Here is a 16,933-nt window from a genome sequence, read left to right on the forward strand (position 1 = left end):
CCGGAGCGCGGGATGTCGATGGTTGCCGAGGAATTCGCCGCTCTGGCCGAAAGCGAGTCGAGACCGCCTAGAGCAGCATCCGCTCGATCCGATCAATCGGCTTCTCCTCCTCAGCCGGCACCACCGACGGCGCGGCAGCCGGAACGACCCCCATCCGCTCCGAGAGCAGGTAAGCGATGATCTCCGCCTCCTGCTCCTGCACGTCGTCGTACGTGGCGCGCATCAGCATGTCCCGGACGATGTCCGGGTCGAGGTTGGGGAAGAGGGAGCGGGCGCTCTCGTCGTCGAGCAGGCCGGAGCCACGGTGGCAGCAGATGATGTGACCGAGCTCGTGCAAGATGATGTGCTCCTGGTGTGCGCCGGTGGTGTTGGCGTCGAAGAAGATGAGGTCTTCTTGTTGCGCCGCGACCCACATGCCGCACGGGTGGGAGGCCGGCATGGGCATCGGCACGAGGGTGATGGGGCGTTCGCGGAGGGCGCCGAGCCGTTCGCACAAGGTGGGGAGGTCGCAGCCCTCCGGGAGGTCCAGTTCGGCGATGCGCCGGGCGCCCTCTTCGCGCATGCGCTTGAGCTGGTCGCGCCGTTCCTCCGCCATGCTCACCCCGCCGCTTCGTCGCTGACGGGCGGCAGGCCCTGCATCTGGCGGTACTGGTCCATGATCGTGGTGATCGCCTGCAGGTTCTCCTCACGCATGCCCGCCGCCCGCATCGCGACCGCGCGCACGCCCGCCTGCCGCATCGCCTCGATGGCGGCCAGCTCGCTCAGCACGTCGCCCGCGACCTTCTCGTCGAAGAAGTACGCGACGGACACCCCGAAGAACTTCGCCAGCGCCGCCAGCAGCTCCTGCGACGGGTTGGTGCGCTTGCCCGACCGCAGCTGCGACAGGTACACCGACCCGACCTTCAGATCGGGCGACACGCGCTTGAGCTCGGCCACGACCTCGGCGTTCGTCCAGTGCTTGCCCTGCGGCCGCACCGTGCGGAAGAGATCGTCGAGCCTGGCGGCCAACGTCGGCCGAGTGTCGTCACTCGAGTCACTGGACATGTCCGCCCCCTTCGGTCAGCGCCTGATTGCTCTCAGCTAGGTAGACTATCCCAGATTAGCTGACAGTTGACAATCTGGCCGCCCCTGCACAAGACTGTGAGCAGTACGAGTTAGCTGATAGTTAACTCGTACTGCTCCTGGCTCAGCGGTAGGCGTCGCACCGCTGCGGGGCGGCGCTGGGGGTGTCGCTCCGCCGGTCCGCCGGCCGGGCCCGGAGGCAGGCCGGCTTCAGCGAACTGCCTCCGGGCCGGCGAGTTGCGCCCATTCGGCAGCCCAAGCGGCCGCACGACGGTGGTCGAGCACGCGCCGCGCGATCCAGAACCCACCGGCCAGCACGCCGATCGCGCACAGCCACGTGAAGGTGCCCACGAGCACGCCGTTGGTCACGGCGTCGGCGTGGGTCAGCGGCGCGGTCGTCTGCTTGCCGTTGGCGTCCAGCCAGATCGGTGCCCGCGAACCCGGGTTGCCGGCGCTCGCGGGCACCGTGATGACACCGGTCTGCGGTGAGCCGTTCGCCAGCTGCCAGGTGGCGCTGACGCGGGAGCTGTGCGCGATCGGCGCGCTGTCGCCGACCGAAGCAGGCTTCGGCGCGGCCGCGAGCACCGTCGCCGTCACCTGGTGACGCGATTTCAGCTGCGCGTCGGACGCCGCCGTCTCGTGCGACACGTCGGCCTTCGCGAGCATGATCACGAAGGGGAGCGCCACGAGTGACACGACCACCGCGATTCCGACGAGGAGACCCTCGACGCGATCGGTGCGTCGCACGAGGGGATTGCTCAGGAACCCCACACGTCGCAGGAATCGGGTGAGAAGAAGAGGTGGTCTGCCAGCCCGGGCCTTGTTCCGCATGAGCTCCATGGTCCTCTTGCACGCCCGCGCGCGCTGTGTCCAGGACAACGTTTTCATTGATTTTCAGGGGAAAACAGTGTGTTCCTCAGCACGCTCAGGGAGAATGCGCCACTTGTGGGTGAACGCCGTCACTGCACGTCGTGATCAACTGTCCGGATGCTCGCCGCGCGTTGAATGCCGAGCGCCGGAAACAGCGGGCTTCAGTCCACGAGTCGCACAGTCACCGTGCTGCTGTAGGACTTCCGCCGCGTCATGCCGTGCTCGGCGACGATGCTCAGCTGGATCGACCGGTCGGCCGGGGCCCAGTAACCGGTGCGCACGAAGTACCCGTCCATCGTGCAGAGGCGGTTGGCGCTCTTGCGCGAGCTGATCGTCTCCCAGCCCCAGTGCCGGCCGCTGGCTTCCACGCCGTTGCGCCGGACCGACAGGCGCGGGTTACCCACCTGGCGGCAGTACTCACTGCCCTCCGCGATGTAGAGCACGCCGTCGACCTTGTAGAAGCGGTTGCCGTCGAGCAGGCTCACCTGACCGGACAGCGTGACGTTCACGCGGGCGCCTTCGTTTCCCTCCATCTCCCAGTCGACGCAGAATTCCTTCGCCGGAGCTTCGATCGACTGGGTCATGACCTTGTCCCCTTCGTGCACGGTTTTCGGAGATTCCATTAGAAGATAGGGAAGAATCACGAGCCCGGCGGGTTTCGGGAACCGTTTTCACCCGATGAGGCTCACGGCGTGACGGATTGCGATTCGCGCATGAATAGCCGTCGATTTTCGGCGCACCGGGTGATGGTGGACACGGGAAGTGAAATCTCCTTACCCGAAACCGGTCACGCACCACCGTTCGACTGGGCACTGTGGGTCTCGCTCGGGCGCTGCCGTGTCGGGAGCGTGACGACTCACTATGACGACCGTCATAGTGAGTCGATCACGGGCACTGTGTGATCGTGGGGTTATGACATCTGTCATAACCGTCGAACCGGCGTCCGCGGAAGCCGTCGCGAGCCTCGTGCGGGCGTGCTCGCCCGAGAGTCTCGCTTGGCGCTTCACGCTGCCCGGGCGCGTGGATCCGGAACAGGTCCTGGTGCGCTACCGCGCGTTCCTGCTCGCCGGCACGGCCCTCGTCGCGAAGGTCGGCGGCGCGCCGGCCGGGCTGGCCAACCTCGTGGCCGAGGACGGCTGCCGCGCCGAGCTCGGGGTCCTCGTGGCCGACGCCTGGCACCGGTGCGGCATCGCGTCCACGCTCTTGCGCCACCTGACCGAGGACGCCGGCTGGGCCGGCTGGACCGTGCACGCGACGGCGCAGATCGGCAACGCGCCCGCCGAGGGCCTGCTGCTGGCACACGGCTTCCGCCCGGTCCCGACGTTCGAGCGGGGCGAGAAGGAGTTCGAACGCGTCCTGCCGCCTAGTATGACCGGTGTCATGAAGGAGGTCGTCGGTGACGGAGTCGGAGAGGCCGGCGCGGGACCGGATGGTGTTCAGCGCCGCGCAGCTGCTGCGGACGCAAGGCGTCGCCGGTACGGGCCTGCGGGATGTGGTGGCACACGCGAACGCGCCGCGGGGGTCGCTGCAGCACTACTTCCCCGGGGGTAAGGACCAGCTCGTGGCGGAGGCCGTCGCGTGGGCCGGGAAGTACGCGGCGCGCCGCGTGCGCCGTAATGTCGAATCCCTGGACGACGCGACGCCGGGAAACCTTTTCGCCGCGATGGTGCAGCCGTGGCGCGCCGAATTCGTCGATCGGGGATTCGACCGCGGTTGCCCGATTGTCGCCACGGTCGCCGATTCCGCGGCGTTGAATGAAACGCTGCGCGAGAGCGCGGCCTCGGCGTTCGCCGAATGGCGTAGACCACTCGTGGAAGCCCTGGAGCAAATGGGCGTATCTCCCGCGCGGGCCGCGTCGCTGGCCGTGCTGATGATCAGCTCGCTCGAAGGCGCGCTCGTGCTCGCCCGAGCCGAGCGCGACGTCGCCCCGCTCGACTCGGTCGTCGAGGAGCTGCGCCCGCTGCTGGACGGCGCCGTGGACAAGCGCCGCCGCCGCGCCTGAGGCCCGAGCTTCGCGCGCAGGTTCCCGACCGTCTCCGGGTACCCGGACAACTGGGACACACCCCGACTGGGTGCTTGGGCAGACGTCCACCCCGACTCAGGCACCTGTGCGCGGCACCCTCGTCACAGCTGCGCCACCGCACTGACCAGCCGGTCGACCTCGGCCGCCGTCGTGTACGGCGCGATGCCGGCGCGCACGGCGCCCGCGTCGCCGAGGCCGAGGTGGCGGGAGCACTCAATGGCGTAGAAGCTGGCGGCCGGCGCGTTGACGTTGTGGCGCGCGAGGTGCTCGTACACGGCCTTCGGCTCGTGGCCCGGCACGGAGAACAGCACGGTCGGCGTGCGCGAGCGGCCCGGCGCGCCGTGGCGGACCACCTGCGGCAGCGCGGCGAGCCCGTCGTCGAGCCGGCGCAGCATCTCGTCCTCGTGGCCCTCCAAAGCGGCCAGCGACACCGCGAGGCGCTCGCGCCGCGTGCCCTCGGCCGGCACCAGGTCCGCGAGGAAGTCGATGGCCGCGGTCGTGCCGGCGAGCAGTTCGTAGGGCAGGGTGCCGAGCTCGAAGCGCTCCGGTACGGCGTTGCTCGACGGCACGAGCTTGTCCGGCTGCAGCGTCTCCAGCAGCTCGGGTGCGGCGGCGAGCAGGCCGAGGTGCGGGCCGAGGAACTTGTACGCCGAGCACGCGTAGAAGTCGGCACCGAGCGCTTCGACGTCCACGGTGGTGTGCGGGGTGAGGTGCACGCCGTCGACATAGCTGAGCGCGCCGGCTTCGCGCACGGCCGCCGTGATCGCCGCGACGTCCGGGCGCGTGCCGAGCAGGTTGGACGCCGCCGTCACGGCGACGAGCCGCGTCTTGTCCGTGAGCAGCGACGTCACGGCCTCGACCGGCAGCTCACCGGTGGCCGGATCGAAGTCGGCCCACCGCACCGCGACCCCGCGGGCCTGCGCCGCCTGCACCCACGGCCGGATGTTCGCGTCGTGGTCGAGCCGGGTGACCACGACCTCGTCGCCGGCTTCCCACGTCTTCGCCAGTGTGCGCGAGAAGTCGTAGGTCACCTGCGTCATGCTGCGCCCGAACACCACGCCCTCGGGCTTCGCGCCGAGCAGGTCGGCCACCGCCTGCCGGGCTTCACGCACGACGCCGTCGGCCCGGCGCTCGGCGGGGGTCACGGTTCCCCGGTTGGCGATCGCGGAGCAGAGGACACCCGCCACGGCTTCGCCGACCACGTCCGGCACCTGCGAGCCGCCGGGCCCGTCGAAGTGCGCGGCCCCCTCGGCGAGGGCGGGGAAGTGCTTGCGGATTGCGTTCACGTCATAGTCCACGGCGCCCAGCATGCCGGACGGAGGCGACCGGTGGTTCGGTCGACTCCTGAGACGACCGGTCATATAATTGGGGGATGCCTCGTCCCAGCGTTCGTGAGGTGATCGTCGACACCGCGGTCACCGAGTTCCACCGCCACGGCTTCGCCGCGTGTTCGGTCGACACCATCACCCGCGCGGCCGGCGTGCCGAAGGGGTCGTTCTACAACCACTTCAAGAGCAAGGAGGACCTCGGCGCGGAGGTCGTCGCCCGCTACGCCGCCGGCTCCGGCTGGAGCGCCGACCACGGTGACCTCGGCCCGCTCGACACGCTGCGCGCGCGGTTCACGGTGATGCGCGACGTGCTGGTGGACAACGAGTTCACCCGCGGCTGTCTGATCGGCAACATGGGTGCCGAGCGAGCCGACCAGAGCCCCGTGATCCGCCGGCAGGTCGGCGAGAGCCTCGCGCACTGGTCCGACAGCATCACCGACTCGATCCGCCAGGCGCAGGCCGCCGGCGAGGTCACGGCCGACCGTGATCCCGAGGTGCTCGGGCGGTTCGTCCTCGACGCTTGGGAGGGTGCGATCATCCGTACCAAGGTGGCCAAGAGCGCCGCCCCGCTGGACGACTTCTTCGACGTGGTGTTCGGCTCCCTGCTGTAGGAAGGTGCCCGCGTGCTCGCCGACCAGGTGGACGAACTGCTCTCACTGCCGCTTCCGTGGCCGATCGTCCAGGCCGGTCACCCGGTGCTGCGCACGCCTGCGGCGCCGTACGACGGCTCGCTGGGCGAAGCCGCGCTCGCCGCGTTGATCGAGGGCATGAAGGAGACAATGCACGCGGCGCCCGGCGTCGGGTTGGCCGCGCCGCAGATCGGGCTGCCGGTGCAGATCGCCGTGCTCGAGGATTACGAGCGGCCGAACACGCCGCCGGAGGTGAAGGAAGCTCGCGGGTTCGCGCCGCTGCCGTTCCGCGTGCTGGTGAATCCGCGGTACACGGCGCTGGGGGCCGAGCGGGTCGCGTTCTTCGAGGGCTGCTTGAGCGTGTCCGGCTGGCAGGCCGTGGTCGCCCGGCCGCTGCGGGTGCGGCTGCAGGCGCAGGACGAGACAGGCGCGGCGGTCGACGAGGAGATCGCGGGCTGGCCGGCGCGCATCGTGCAGCACGAGACCGATCACCTGGGCGGGATGCTGTACCTCGACCGGGCGGAGCTGCGGTCGCTGTCCACGCACGAGGCCGTGGCGCAGCGGTGGGCGCAGGCGACGGCGGCCGAGGCGGCGAAGGACCTGGGCTTCGACCTGCCGTGAGTTGCGTTGGTAGCAGGCTATTGGGTTGACGACCGGTCATATCTAATTCATGACGACCTACCGAGCGCTGGAAGTTACCGGGTCACGGCAGTTCGGGACTTCGTGAACTGCACGGACCAGCCGCAGACCGGCACGAACGTCGACGGCGGGTACGCCGAACACGCCTACGCGCGCACCAGCGGCCTGGTCCGGGTCCCGGATGGACTGTCCTCTTCGGACGCCGCGCTGCTGCTGTGCGTCGGCATCACCACGTACAGCGCGTTGGACGGCCTCGACGCGCGCCCCGGATCGCTGGTCGCGGTGCAGGGGATCGGCGGGCTGGGGCACCTCGGCGTGCAGTACGCGAAGGCGCTGGGCTATCGCGTCGCCGCGATCGCGCGGGGCACGGACAAGGCGGAGCTCGCCGCGCGGCTCGGTGCGGACGAGTACGTGGACAGCTCGGCGACCGACCCGGGCGCGGCGTTGCGGAAGCTCGGTGGTGCGGCGGGGATCGTCGCGACGGCCGCGAGCGGTGCGTCCATGTCGCCGCTGGTCGCGGGCCTCGCGCCCGACCCGAACCCGTTTCGCCGGTACGCGAGGAAGGTTCGCTGGACCTCTTCGGTGCGCCCGACCGATGCAGTTCTTGTCCGACCACGCCCGTTTCGCCGGCCTCAGTTTTGTCGGTGCCCGCTGCTAGCGTCCTGACCGTTCCGTTCACCTGGGAGGGATTCACGTGGAATCGTTGCAGGACAAGGCAAAGAAGTTCCGTTCGCTGCACGCCGAGCCGATGGTGGTGCTGCCGAACGCCTGGGACGCCGGCAGCGCCGCCGTCATCGCCCACGCGGGCGCCCCGGCGCTGGCCACCACCAGCGGCGGCGTCTCGTGGGCCCTCGGCCGCGGCGACGGCCAGGGGCTGACCCGCGCCGAGATGGTCGCGGCCGTCCGGCTCATCACCGCCGCCGCCGAAATCCCCGTCTCCGCCGACGTCGAAGGCGGCTACGGGCCCGAGCCGGCGGACGTCGCCGCCACCGTCGCCGAGGTCATCGCGGCCGGCGCCGTCGGCGTCAACCTGGAGGACTCGCGCGCGGGCACGCTTTCGCTGTTCTCGCCGTCTGTGCAGGCCGCGCGCCTGGCGGCCGGCCGCGCCGCCGCTGTGGAGGCCGGCCTGCCCGACCTGTGGATCAACGCCAGGACCGATGTGTACCTCTTCGGCATCGGCGACCCCGCCGACCGCTTCGACGACGTCCTCACCCGCGCCCGCGCGTATGCCGACGCCGGGGTGGACAGCATCTTCGTCCCGGGCTTGGTGGACCTGGCGGTTCTGCGCGATCTGACCGCCGCCTCGCCGATCCCGGTGGCGGTGATGGCCGGGCCGGGCGCGCCGTCGGTGTCGGAGTTCGCGGCCGTGGGCGTCCGCCGGGTCACGGTCGGTACGGCGCTTGCCCAGTCCGCGTACGCCGTCGCGCTGCGGTCCACCCAGCAGTTGCTGGGTGACGGCACGTATGGGGAGCTGGGTTCGGCGATGGATTTCGGGACGTTGAACGGTTTGTTCGGGTGATGTCGGACGTCGGCGTGGAGGACCGGGCTCGGCTTGGTGTGGGGCGCGGCAGGCATCCGGTCCACGAGCGCAACCTGGCCGACCGCCCGGGTGCCGCCGAACGGCTTGCCGAGCCGAAGTCGCGGAACTGCATGCCGGAAGTAGATCAGGAGGTCGCGATGCTGCGGTGATCCGTGGACTTTCCCGAACCTTCGACAGCCCGCGCCCACGCTCATGCTCGACGGCGCCGAGGACATCCGCCCCGGCTGGGCCGTGGACTCCCGGCACCACGCCCTGTCGACCACGACCCACTTCACCGGGCCGGGATGTCGGGCACGTGCGCCGGCTGGAAGCTCTCGAGGCGTTCGCCGCAGCCCTCCTCGTTTTTCGAGGCCCCGCAGTCGATCAGGAAGGAAGCCGGTTGATCGCATGATCACCTGTCGCCCACAGGTACTGCACGGCATACGCCCGCCAGGGTTGCCAGGCGGCCGCGTGGCGGGTCAGGGCTGACGGAGACGTCGGCAGGCCCAGCGCGCCCGCCGCCAGCTTCACGCCCAGGTCGGTCGGCACGAAGGCGTCCGGATCGCCCAGTGCGCGCATCGCGATGGTCTCCACCGTCCACGGTCCGAAGCCCGGCAGGGCTGACAGGTCGGCGCGGGCCTGGGCCCAGTCGCCGCCCGGGGAGAGGTCGAGGGCGGGCAGGGCGGTGATCAGGCCGAGCAGGGTGGTGCGGCGGGATTGGGGCATGGCCAGCGTCAAAGGGTCGAGCGAGGCGAGGTCGGCGGGCGTGGGGAAGAGGTGGGTGAGGCCGCCGTCGCGGTCGTCGACCGGGGTGCCGTGGGCGGTGACCAGACGGGCGGCGTGCGTGCGGGCCGCGGCGGTGGACACCTGCTGTCCCAGCACGGCCCGGATCGCGAACTCCTCCGGGTCGGTCGTGTGCGGCACGCGGCGGCCGGGGTTCTTCGCGACGAGCGGCGCCAGCAGCGGGTCCTCGGACAGCAGCGCGTCGACCGCGATCGGGTCGGCGTCGAGGTCGAGCAGGCGCCGGCAGCGGCTGATGGCGGCCGACAGGTCGCGCAGGTCGGCCAGCGCGAGGCGGCACGCGATGTGGTCGGGCATCGGCGTCAATGACACGATGCCGTGGCCGTGGGGCAGGCGCAGCGTGCGCCGGTACGCGCCGTCGCGCCATTCCTCGACGCCCGGCACGGCCGTGGCCACCAGGTGCCCGAACAGGTTGTCCGGGCACAGCGGCGCGCGGAACGGCAGCCGCAGCGACAGCGAGCCGGGCGACGAAGGCGCGCCCGAGGCCCGCGACCGCAGCTCGCTCGGCGTGAGCGCGAAGATCTCGCGCACGGTGTCGTTGAACGTCCGGATGCTCGAGAACCCGGCGGCGTGCGCGATGTCGCCCATCGGCATCGCGGTGGTCTCGACCAGCAGTCGCGCGGTTTCGGCCCGCTGGGCGCGCGCGAGCGCCAGCGGCCCCGCACCCAGCTCGGCCCGCACCTGCCGCTCGACCTGCCGCACGCTGTACCCGAGCCGCGCGGCGAGGCCGCTCACGCCCTCGCGGTCGACCACCCCGTCGGCGATCAGTCGCATGGCGCGCGCCACCACGTCGGCGCGCTCGTTCCACAACGGCGAACCCGGGGTGACGTCGGGCCGGCAGCGTTTGCACGCGCGGAACCCGGCCGTCTGTGCCGCCGCCGCGCTGGCGTAGAAGCGCATGTTCTCGACCTTCGGCGGCACGACGGGACAGCTCGGCCGGCAGTAGATCCCGGTGGTGACCACAGCCGTGAAGAACCACCCGTCGAACCGGGCGTCCTTCGACCGCACCGCGCGCACGCAGCGTTCGATGTCCTCGTACACGCGAGCCAGTGTGCCCGGGCACACCGACAAAACCTGGCAGGAAAGCGACACGGACAACCTCGGCCAGGCTTCAGCTCGAATTCACCGCGATGAGCGTTCGCCCGACGTCCAAGCCTGGATAACCTGCGCGACGCGGGACAAAGCACCCTGCTCAACCGGCGAAGAAACCACTGGGGAAGCCGCCGGCGGCGAGCACCGAACCCACCCCTGCGCAAGCGACCCTGAATCGGAGCGACGTGGAAAACCCGACGCGACGCAAGTTCCTCACCGCCACCGGAGCCGCCGCGGCGCTGGCGCTCGCCGGCACGCTGCCCGGCCTCACCGCCTCCAGCGCCACCACCGTGGACACCGACCGCGTGCCCGGTTACCCGTTCACGCTCGGCATCGCCTCCGGCGACCCGCTGTCCGACGCCGTGGTGATCTGGACGCGCCTGGCCCCGAAACCGCTGGACCCGTTCGGTGGCATGAACGACCGCCCGGTGTCGGTGCGCTGGGAGGTCGCCGAAGACGAGCGGTTCCGCCACGTCGTGCGCGCCGGCAGCGCGCTCGCGCGGCGCGCGGAATCGCACAGTGTCCACGTGGACGTGCGCGGCCTGAGGCCGTGGCGGCACTACTTCTACCGCTTCCACGTGGGCGGCCACACGAGCCCGGTCGGGCGCACCCGCACGTCACCGACCCCACGCCAGTCGGTGCCCGCCATCTCGCTGGCGTACGCGAGCTGCCAGGCCTGGTACGAAGGTTTCTACACCGCCTACCGCGACATGGCGGCGAAGGACCACGACGTCGTCTTCCACCTCGGCGACTACATCTACGAGTACGGCGTCGGCGCCGACGGCGGCCTGCGCAAGCAGGCCATGGCCGTGGACTTCCAGCGCGAGACCACGACGCTCGACGACTACCGCGGCCGCTACGCCCTCTACAAGACCGACCCCGACCTGCAGGCCGCGCACGCCACCGCGCCCTGGATCATCACCAACGACGACCACGAGGTCGAGAACAACTGGGCCGGCGACATCTCCGAGAACAACGACCCCGTCGCGCAGTTCCTCGTGCGCCGCGCCAACGCGTTCCGCGCGTGGTGGGAGCACCAGCCCGTGCGTGTCGCGCAGCTGCCGACCGGTCCGGACATCCAGATGTACCGCCGTTTCCAGTACGGCGACCTGATCCGCTTCAACGTGCTCGACACCCGCCAGTACCGCGACGACCAGGCCGCGGGCGACGGCACGAAGGCGCCCAACGCCGGCTCGCTCGACCCGAACCGCACGATCACCGGTACGGCGCAGGAGAAGTGGCTGCTCGACGGCATGGCGCAGCACTCGGCGCGGTGGGAGGTGCTCGCGCACCAGACCGCGATCGCGCAGCTCGACACCGCGGCCGGCCCGGCCGTGCTCGTGCCGATGGACACGTGGGACGGCTACGTCGCCTCCCGCAAGCGCATCCTCGGCGGCGCGCAGGACCGCAAGGTGCGCAATCTCGTCAGCATCGCCGGCGACCTGCACCGCAGTGTCGCGTCCGAGCTGCGGCCGGACTACGCGGACCCGGCCTCGCCGGTGGTGGCGACGGAGTTCGCCGGCACGTCGATCACGTCCGGCCAGGACGGCATGGACCTCGACGCCGGCGGCCAGACCATCCTCGACGAGAACCCGCACGTGAAGTTCGGCAACTTCCAGCGCGGCTACGTGCGCTGCGAGGTCACCCCGCGCGAATGGACCGCCGACTACCGCGTGGTCGACAAGGTCTCCGTCCGCGACGGCAAGGTCACCACGCGCGCGAAGCTCACCGTCGAAGACCGCGTGCCCGCGATCCACCTCCACTGACAGGAGTTCTCCCGATGCAGCGACGCCACCTCGTCGTGGCCGCCGGCGCCGTCGTGCTCGGCGTGGCCCTCACGACCGCCGCCCAGAGCAGCCCCGACACCCGCGGTGTCGAGCTGACCACCGATCCCGCGCAGGTGCAGGTCATCGGCCTGCCGTGCCTGCCGAGTGCCCTCACCGTCGGCATGACCAACGAGGGCAAGTCCGCCACGTACACGGACATGGAGCTGTCCGCGCCGAAGCCGCTGGCGCTCGACCGCCGCGTCTTCTCATCGTGGCTGCCGGCCGGCCGGCCCGTGACGGTCCGGGTCGGTGTCACCGTCCCGCGGACCGCGCGCCCGGGCCACTACACCGTGGGACTGACGACGGACCGCTCGCGGCTGTCCGTGCCGGTCGAGGTGCTTCCCTTGCCGCCCAAGGGGCCCGGCGACAACCTGCTCCTCGGCGAACAGGCCACCCCGTCGTCGACCAACGGCAGCTTCTCGCCGTGCGGAGCCGTCGACGGCGACGCGAACGGCGAGCACTGGTCCACCACCACCGGCTGGAACGACGGCACGAAGTCCGTTTTCCCCGACGACTACGCCGTGACGCTGCCCGCAGCGACGACCGTGAGCCGCGTCGTCACCGACACGCTGGACTCCACCAAGTACCCGGCCCCGAAGTACGGCCTGCGCGACTTCGACGTCCAGGCCCGCGTCGCCGGCCAGTGGGTCACGCTCGCCTCGGTCCGCGGCAACACCGCGGGCTCGGTCACCTCGTCGTTCCCAGCGGTCCAGGCGGACGCGGTGCAGATCGTGGCGCTGGATTCCAACGACCACGCGTACTCGCGGATCGTGGAGCTGCAGGCCTTCGCGAGCTGACGGATCAGTCGCGGGGCACGACGATGTGCACCGCGGCCTCTTCGGCCGACGCGGCGCCGCCGTCGACGCCGGCGTCGGCGGCGTACAGCTCGTCGTCGAGGTCGGGGCCGAAGCCTTCGTCCTGGGCGACGAGCCGGCCGGCGCGGGTGTCGCCGACCTCGTCGTCCAGGAGCTCGCCGTCGGTGTCCGTGGCGTCGCCGAGGTCGTCGCCCTCGTCGTCGGTGAAGTCGGGGAGCTCGCGCGCGAGGCGGCCCGCCCAGCTTTCGCCGGTGTGCTCCTCCGCGGGCGTCATGCCCCAGTCGCGGACGGCCAGCGGCTTCTCCGGCGGCGAGTAACCCTCGTCGTACGGGTCGCCGTCCTCGAGAGTGTCCTCGGGGTCGAGCACGCCGGTGTCGGCGTTGTCCTCGATGTCGTCGTCCACGAACGGCTCCTTTCTCCGTGCCCTCGATGTGCAGATTACGCACCGGCGCCGATGTCCCTCGACCGGTGGGTGTCGGTGGAGATCGCTACCCTTGCGCGCGGCTACGGACGTGGAGGGGTCAGTGACCGAGTGGAGCGGGCCGACGCTGCTGGCCCTGTTCGGTGGGTTCGGCTTGGCGTTCCTGCTCGTGGTGCCCTACGCCGTGTTCAGCTACCGCCGCCGCGGTGAATTCGGGCCCGGGCGGGCGTTCGCGGCGCTCGGGTTCCTCGTCTACTGCTGCGCGCTGATCACCTACACGCTCATGCCGACACCCGACATCGACGCCGCCTACTGCGCGACCCACGAGTCCCTGCGTCACCCGGTCCTCAACCCGCTGCAGTTCGTGGCGGACATGAAGCAGTTCCACACGGGCCTGCTCGGCAACCCGGCGCTGCGGCAGGTGCTGTTCAACGTCGCGCTGTTCGTGCCGTGGGGTGTGTTCCTCCGACGCCTGTACCTGAAGGGCCCGGCGTTCGCGATCGCCTCGGGGTTCGGAGTGTCGCTGTTCATCGAGACCACCCAGCTCACCGGGGTCTGGTTCCTGGTCGAATGTCCCTACCGCCTGTTCGACACGGGTGACCTGCTGTCCAACACCGTCGGTGCCGCAGTGGGCGCGCTGGTCGCCCCGGTGCTCGGCCGACCGCACGAGCGCCTCGACGCCAAGGCACCGCGCCCCGTTCGCAGCGGCCGGCGCCTGTTCGGCATGCTGCTCGACCTGATCGCGGTGACGTTGCTGGGGGTCGCGCTGAACGTCGCCGTGGTCGCCATCCAGCTCCTGCGCGACTCGCACAGCCTGCGGGGCCCCGGCGACCCCGTGCTGAACGCGGTGCTCGGCGAATGGGTGCCCGCCCTGGTCCTGCTGCTGGTGGTGCCCCTCGCGGGCAACGGTGCGACGCCGGGCCAGCGCGCGGTGCTCCTGACCGAAGTGACGAAGGACGACGAAAAGCCCTCCGCGCTGCGGATGGTGATCCGGTTCGTGATCGGCTCAGGCGGGTACTTCGTGGCGCTCGGCATCGCCACGGCGACCGCGTCGCCCTCGACGTTCACCGGGTTGTGGCTCCTGCTGAGCGGCGTGTTCGCGATCTTCACCCGCGGGCACCGGGGGCTGTCCGGGCTGGTGTCCGGGCTGCGCGTGGCCGATGCCCGGCGCGGACACGTCGGCGTTCAGAGCGACCCGGCCCAGATGGAAGCCGGCAGCAGGTAGGGCCGCAGCAGCGCGGTCAGCTGCGGATCACCGCGGTCGTGGAGGGTGTTCTCGGCCAGCCGCCGGGTGACGCCGGCGAGGAAGTCGGCGAGTTGCACACGCGGGTCGGTGCGGGAGTCGACGAAGTGCACGTCGCGGCCGAGCAGGGTCGCGAGGCGCGCCGGCGTGAGCGAGGGCTGCTCGTCGTGCACGACGGTGGCCGGACGCCAGTGGGTGACCGTGTCGACGAGGGCCGGCATGAGCGGGTCGAGCGGCGGCACCAGCGCCGGGTCGGCGAGCAGCCGCGACCGAAGGCCGCTGACGTGGTCGCGGGCGGGCGCGTAGGGCGCGGTCACGTCGTGCTGGGCGAAGAACTCCGCCGGAGTCAGCACCGGGCGACGCTGCGAAGTGCGCAGCAAGGCCGTGAACGACTGCAGGAACTCGGTCCACCGCCGCGCGCCGTGGACCCGGGGCCCGCTCCGGTGCAGCGCGAGCGCACGGTCGTCGGGCCGGCGCCGCAGGCAGTCCGGGTAGGGCGTCTGGTCCACGAGCAGGTCCACCACCTTGCCGGTGAGGAACACCGCCTTGTCGACCAGCACGACCCCCGCCCGGCCCGCCAGCGGTCCCGACGGTCCCAGCAGCCACACCAGCGCCGCCCGGTTCTTCGCGCGCAGCAGGTGGTTCGCCTTGTACTCCACCGCGGGTGACCCGATCCGCTCCCGCAGCTCGGCGACGCACTCCGCGGCGGCTTCGCGCTCTACCCGCACGCCGGCGTGCGCGAACACGGAGGTGTTCGCCCCGACGAGGTTCACCCCCTCCGAACCGGACTCGTCGCACGCGATCGTGCCGGACAGTCGCACCGCGCGAATCCTGCCAGATCTCGGCCGACCGGGGCACCGGATTTCCCGGCCGGAGCCCGGTTCGCTGGTCCACAGTGGACCTAGCCCAGCGTGAACGGATCCCGGGTACCTCCGGTCAGCTCCACCCAGATCGCCTTCTCCTCCAAGTACTCGTCGACCGCGTGCACACCGTTCTCCCGGCCCAGCCCCGAGTTCTTGAACCCGCCGAACGGCACCGAAGGCGCCACCACCCGGTAAGCGTTGATCCACACCGTGCCCGCGCGGAGGCGCCCGGCGACCCGGTGCGCGCGGTGCACGTCCTTCGTCCACACGGCGCCCGCGAGTCCGTACGGCGTGTCGTTGGCCAGCTTCACGGCTTCGTCCTCGTCGGTGAACGTCAAGGCCGCCAGCACCGGGCCGAACACCTCCTCGCGGTACACCGTCGACTCCGGCGTAACCCCGGTGAGCACGGTCGGCTGAACGAAAAGCCCGCCCAGCCCCGGGTCCGCGACGCCGCCGTAGGCCACCGTCGCCCCTTCGGCGCGCGCGGTTTCCAGGTACGACAGCACCTTGTCGTACTGCGGCTGGTTCGCCACCGGGCCCATCTCGGTGTCCGTCGCGGTCGGGTCACCCAGGCGGATCGCCGCGGCGCGGCGGGCGACCAGGCGCACGAGCTCGTCGTGCACGTCGGCGTGCACGATCAGGCGCGAGCCGGCCATGCAGGTCTGGCCGGTGGCCGCGAAGACGCCCGCCACGACGCCGTTCGCGGCAGCCTCCAGGTCGGCGTCCGGGAACACCACCTGCGGCGACTTGCCGCCGAGCTCCAGCGTCACCTTCACCAGGTTGTCGGCCGCGGCCTTCGCCACGGCCCGCCCGGTGGCCGTCGACCCCGTGAACGCGACCTTGTCCACGCCCGGGTGCCCCGCCAGCGAAGCCCCGGTCTCGCGCGACAGCCCGGTGACGACGTTCACCACGCCGGGCGGGAAACCGGCTTCCGTGACCAGCGCCGCGAACCCCAGCGTCGAAACGGGCGAGTGCTCCGAGGGCTTCACGACCACCGTGCACCCGGCCGCCAGCGCCGGCGCGAGCTTCCAGGTCAGCAGCAACAACGGTGAGTTCCACGGCGTGATGGCCGCAACCACCCCGACTGGCTCACGGCGGGTGTAGACGAGGTAGTTGGGATTGGGCGACGGGATCTGCCGGCCCTCGATCTTGTCCGAGAGGCCGGCGAAGTAGTGGTACCAGCCGCCGAGCGCGGTGAGCTGGCCGAGCATCTCGCGCAGGAGCTTGCCGGAGTCGTTGACCTCGAGGCGCGCGAGCCGTTCGGCGTTCTCGCCGATCAGGTCGCCCAGCCGGCGCAGCAGCGCGGCCCGGGTGAAGCCGGTGGCGGAGCCCCATTCGCCGTCGAGGGCGGCGCGGGCCGCGCGCACGGCGGCGTCGACGTCTTCGGGGCCGCCGTCGGGCAGCACGGCCCACGGCTCGCCGGTGTAGGGGTTGCGGGATTCGAACGTCTTGCCGCTGAGCGCGTCGACGGCGTGACCGCCGATGAGCATCTTGAAGTGTTCGGGCATCGGCCCACCTCTCCTCGGTCTCGCTTCGGACGGTACGTCCGCGGACCGAGCCGGCACCAGACCCGCGGATTCAGCCGAGCGGCACAGGCGTCCACAAAGGACTTTGTCGACGCCGTCACAGACGCGGGCCGCCGGGAGCGCGGCGAACGCACCGCACTCCCGACGGCCGGGCGGTCGGACGCCGGGGGCGGTGATCCCAGTGCACAGCCGCCGGCGTGTGCCGACCTGGTGAGAGGAGCGAGCTGGAAGATCATTTCGAACGTAACCCACACCCCGGCGGGGCTGCCAGTACTG

Annotated in this window: 19 protein-coding genes; 10 read left to right on the top strand and 9 right to left on the bottom strand. The window is 71.1% G+C overall.

Annotation, left to right across the window (positions count from 1 at the left end):
* Nucleotides 1-67: 67 nt before the first annotated feature.
* From ACWEOE_RS18330 to ACWEOE_RS18345, 4 genes are all read right to left on the bottom strand, one after another.
* Nucleotides 68-595 (bottom strand): toxin, encoded by a 528-nt coding sequence (locus ACWEOE_RS18330; RefSeq protein ID WP_452010326.1) that lies wholly within the window; start codon nt 593-595, stop codon nt 68-70.
* Between the two features lie 2 nt (nt 596-597).
* The gene (locus ACWEOE_RS18335) at nt 598-1,044 is read right to left on the bottom strand and encodes a helix-turn-helix domain-containing protein (RefSeq protein ID WP_452010328.1); all 447 of its coding nucleotides are present in this window, start codon (nt 1,042-1,044) and stop codon (nt 598-600) included.
* A 228-nt stretch (nt 1,045-1,272) separates the two neighbouring features.
* Complete coding sequence (locus tag ACWEOE_RS18340) at nt 1,273-1,809, bottom strand: Rv1733c family protein (RefSeq protein WP_452010330.1); 537 nt, start codon at nt 1,807-1,809, stop codon at nt 1,273-1,275.
* 284 nt (nt 1,810-2,093) lie between these two features.
* Entirely contained in the window at nt 2,094-2,516 is a 423-nt protein-coding gene (locus ACWEOE_RS18345) for a hypothetical protein (RefSeq protein ID WP_452010333.1), read from the bottom strand.
* A 328-nt stretch (nt 2,517-2,844) separates the two neighbouring features.
* On the opposite strand from ACWEOE_RS18345, the gene ACWEOE_RS18350 reads away from it, so the two are divergent.
* Together ACWEOE_RS18350 and ACWEOE_RS18355 are read left to right on the top strand one after the other, a co-directional pair.
* Nucleotides 2,845-3,483: an N-acetyltransferase family protein gene (locus ACWEOE_RS18350; RefSeq protein WP_452010335.1), complete on the top strand. Its 639-nt coding sequence runs from the start codon at nt 2,845-2,847 to the stop codon at nt 3,481-3,483.
* Nucleotides 3,428-3,934: an LmrA/YxaF family transcription factor gene (locus ACWEOE_RS18355; RefSeq protein WP_452010337.1), complete on the top strand. Its 507-nt coding sequence runs from the start codon at nt 3,428-3,430 to the stop codon at nt 3,932-3,934. The genes ACWEOE_RS18350 and ACWEOE_RS18355 overlap by 56 nt, the downstream gene beginning before the upstream one ends.
* Before the next feature lie 122 nt (nt 3,935-4,056).
* Here ACWEOE_RS18355 and ACWEOE_RS18360 read toward each other — a convergent pair whose 3' ends face one another.
* A complete protein-coding gene (locus tag ACWEOE_RS18360) occupies nt 4,057-5,253 on the bottom strand; it encodes a cysteine desulfurase-like protein (RefSeq protein WP_452010340.1) in 1,197 nt (398 codons plus the stop codon).
* Nucleotides 5,254-5,327: 74 nt separating this feature from the next.
* On the opposite strand from ACWEOE_RS18360, the gene ACWEOE_RS18365 reads away from it, so the two are divergent.
* The 5 genes from ACWEOE_RS18365 to ACWEOE_RS18385 all read left to right on the top strand — a co-directional run bounded on the left by ACWEOE_RS18365 (nt 5,328) and on the right by ACWEOE_RS18385 (nt 8,240).
* Nucleotides 5,328-5,894, top strand: a complete 567-nt coding sequence (locus tag ACWEOE_RS18365) for a TetR family transcriptional regulator C-terminal domain-containing protein (RefSeq protein WP_452010342.1) — start codon at nt 5,328-5,330, stop codon at nt 5,892-5,894.
* 12 nt (nt 5,895-5,906) lie between these two features.
* A complete protein-coding gene (locus tag ACWEOE_RS18370; RefSeq protein WP_452010344.1) occupies nt 5,907-6,533 on the top strand; it encodes a peptide deformylase in 627 nt (208 codons plus the stop codon).
* A 102-nt stretch (nt 6,534-6,635) separates the two neighbouring features.
* Nucleotides 6,636-7,217: a zinc-binding dehydrogenase gene (locus ACWEOE_RS18375; protein ID WP_452010347.1), complete on the top strand. Its 582-nt coding sequence runs from the start codon at nt 6,636-6,638 to the stop codon at nt 7,215-7,217.
* Between the two features lie 28 nt (nt 7,218-7,245).
* Nucleotides 7,246-8,070 (top strand): isocitrate lyase/PEP mutase family protein, encoded by an 825-nt coding sequence (locus ACWEOE_RS18380; protein ID WP_452010349.1) that lies wholly within the window; start codon nt 7,246-7,248, stop codon nt 8,068-8,070.
* Entirely contained in the window at nt 8,070-8,240 is a 171-nt protein-coding gene (locus ACWEOE_RS18385) for a hypothetical protein (protein ID WP_452010351.1), read from the top strand. The genes ACWEOE_RS18380 and ACWEOE_RS18385 overlap by 1 nt, the downstream gene beginning before the upstream one ends.
* Nucleotides 8,241-8,454: 214 nt before the next feature.
* On the opposite strand, the gene ACWEOE_RS18390 is transcribed toward ACWEOE_RS18385, so the two are convergent.
* A complete protein-coding gene (locus tag ACWEOE_RS18390; protein ID WP_452010353.1) occupies nt 8,455-9,912 on the bottom strand; it encodes an AlkA N-terminal domain-containing protein in 1,458 nt (485 codons plus the stop codon).
* A gap of 236 nt (nt 9,913-10,148) precedes the next feature.
* On the opposite strand from ACWEOE_RS18390, the gene ACWEOE_RS18395 reads away from it, so the two are divergent.
* The gene (locus tag ACWEOE_RS18395) at nt 10,149-11,729 is read left to right on the top strand and encodes an alkaline phosphatase D family protein (protein WP_452010356.1); all 1,581 of its coding nucleotides are present in this window, start codon (nt 10,149-10,151) and stop codon (nt 11,727-11,729) included.
* 14 nt (nt 11,730-11,743) lie between these two features.
* The gene (locus tag ACWEOE_RS18400; protein WP_452010358.1) at nt 11,744-12,586 is read left to right on the top strand and encodes a galactose-binding domain-containing protein; all 843 of its coding nucleotides are present in this window, start codon (nt 11,744-11,746) and stop codon (nt 12,584-12,586) included.
* A 4-nt stretch (nt 12,587-12,590) separates the two neighbouring features.
* On the opposite strand, the gene ACWEOE_RS18405 is transcribed toward ACWEOE_RS18400, so the two are convergent.
* Nucleotides 12,591-13,007 carry a DUF5709 domain-containing protein gene (locus tag ACWEOE_RS18405; RefSeq protein ID WP_452010360.1) on the bottom strand — a complete coding sequence of 139 codons (417 nt, stop codon included), beginning with the start codon at nt 13,005-13,007 and terminating at the stop codon, nt 12,591-12,593.
* A gap of 121 nt (nt 13,008-13,128) precedes the next feature.
* Here ACWEOE_RS18405 and ACWEOE_RS18410 point away from each other — a divergent pair, with 121 nt between their 5' ends.
* A complete protein-coding gene (locus ACWEOE_RS18410; RefSeq protein WP_452010362.1) occupies nt 13,129-14,250 on the top strand; it encodes a VanZ family protein in 1,122 nt (373 codons plus the stop codon).
* Here ACWEOE_RS18410 and ACWEOE_RS18415 read toward each other — a convergent pair.
* Both ACWEOE_RS18415 and ACWEOE_RS18420 read right to left on the bottom strand, forming a co-directional pair.
* On the bottom strand, nt 14,211-15,089 hold the full coding sequence (locus tag ACWEOE_RS18415; RefSeq protein ID WP_452010365.1) for a DUF3800 domain-containing protein: 879 nt from the start codon (nt 15,087-15,089) through the stop codon (nt 14,211-14,213). The genes ACWEOE_RS18410 and ACWEOE_RS18415 overlap by 40 nt on opposite strands.
* A gap of 80 nt (nt 15,090-15,169) precedes the next feature.
* Entirely contained in the window at nt 15,170-16,639 is a 1,470-nt protein-coding gene (locus tag ACWEOE_RS18420) for an aldehyde dehydrogenase (protein WP_452010367.1), read from the bottom strand.
* Nucleotides 16,640-16,933: the final 294 nt, after the last annotated feature.

This window comes from Amycolatopsis sp. NPDC004368 (genome assembly GCF_053602515.1).

What these genes read in the sequence shown, in the direction of transcription:
- ACWEOE_RS18345 (WP_452010333.1), bottom strand. Translation starts at nt 2,516, where the DNA reads ATGACCCAGTCGATCGAAGCTCCGGCGAAGGAATTCTGCGTCGACTGG.
- ACWEOE_RS18400 (WP_452010358.1), top strand. Translation starts at nt 11,744, where the DNA reads ATGCAGCGACGCCACCTCGTCGTGGCCGCCGGCGCCGTCGTGCTCGGC.
- ACWEOE_RS18335 (WP_452010328.1), bottom strand. Translation starts at nt 1,044, where the DNA reads ATGTCCAGTGACTCGAGTGACGACACTCGGCCGACGTTGGCCGCCAGG.
- ACWEOE_RS18350 (WP_452010335.1), top strand. Translation starts at nt 2,845, where the DNA reads ATGACATCTGTCATAACCGTCGAACCGGCGTCCGCGGAAGCCGTCGCG.
- ACWEOE_RS18420 (WP_452010367.1), bottom strand. Translation starts at nt 16,639, where the DNA reads ATGCCCGAACACTTCAAGATGCTCATCGGCGGTCACGCCGTCGACGCG.
- ACWEOE_RS18330 (WP_452010326.1), bottom strand. Translation starts at nt 595, where the DNA reads ATGGCGGAGGAACGGCGCGACCAGCTCAAGCGCATGCGCGAAGAGGGC.
- ACWEOE_RS18365 (WP_452010342.1), top strand. Translation starts at nt 5,328, where the DNA reads ATGCCTCGTCCCAGCGTTCGTGAGGTGATCGTCGACACCGCGGTCACC.
- ACWEOE_RS18385 (WP_452010351.1), top strand. Translation starts at nt 8,070, where the DNA reads ATGTCGGACGTCGGCGTGGAGGACCGGGCTCGGCTTGGTGTGGGGCGC.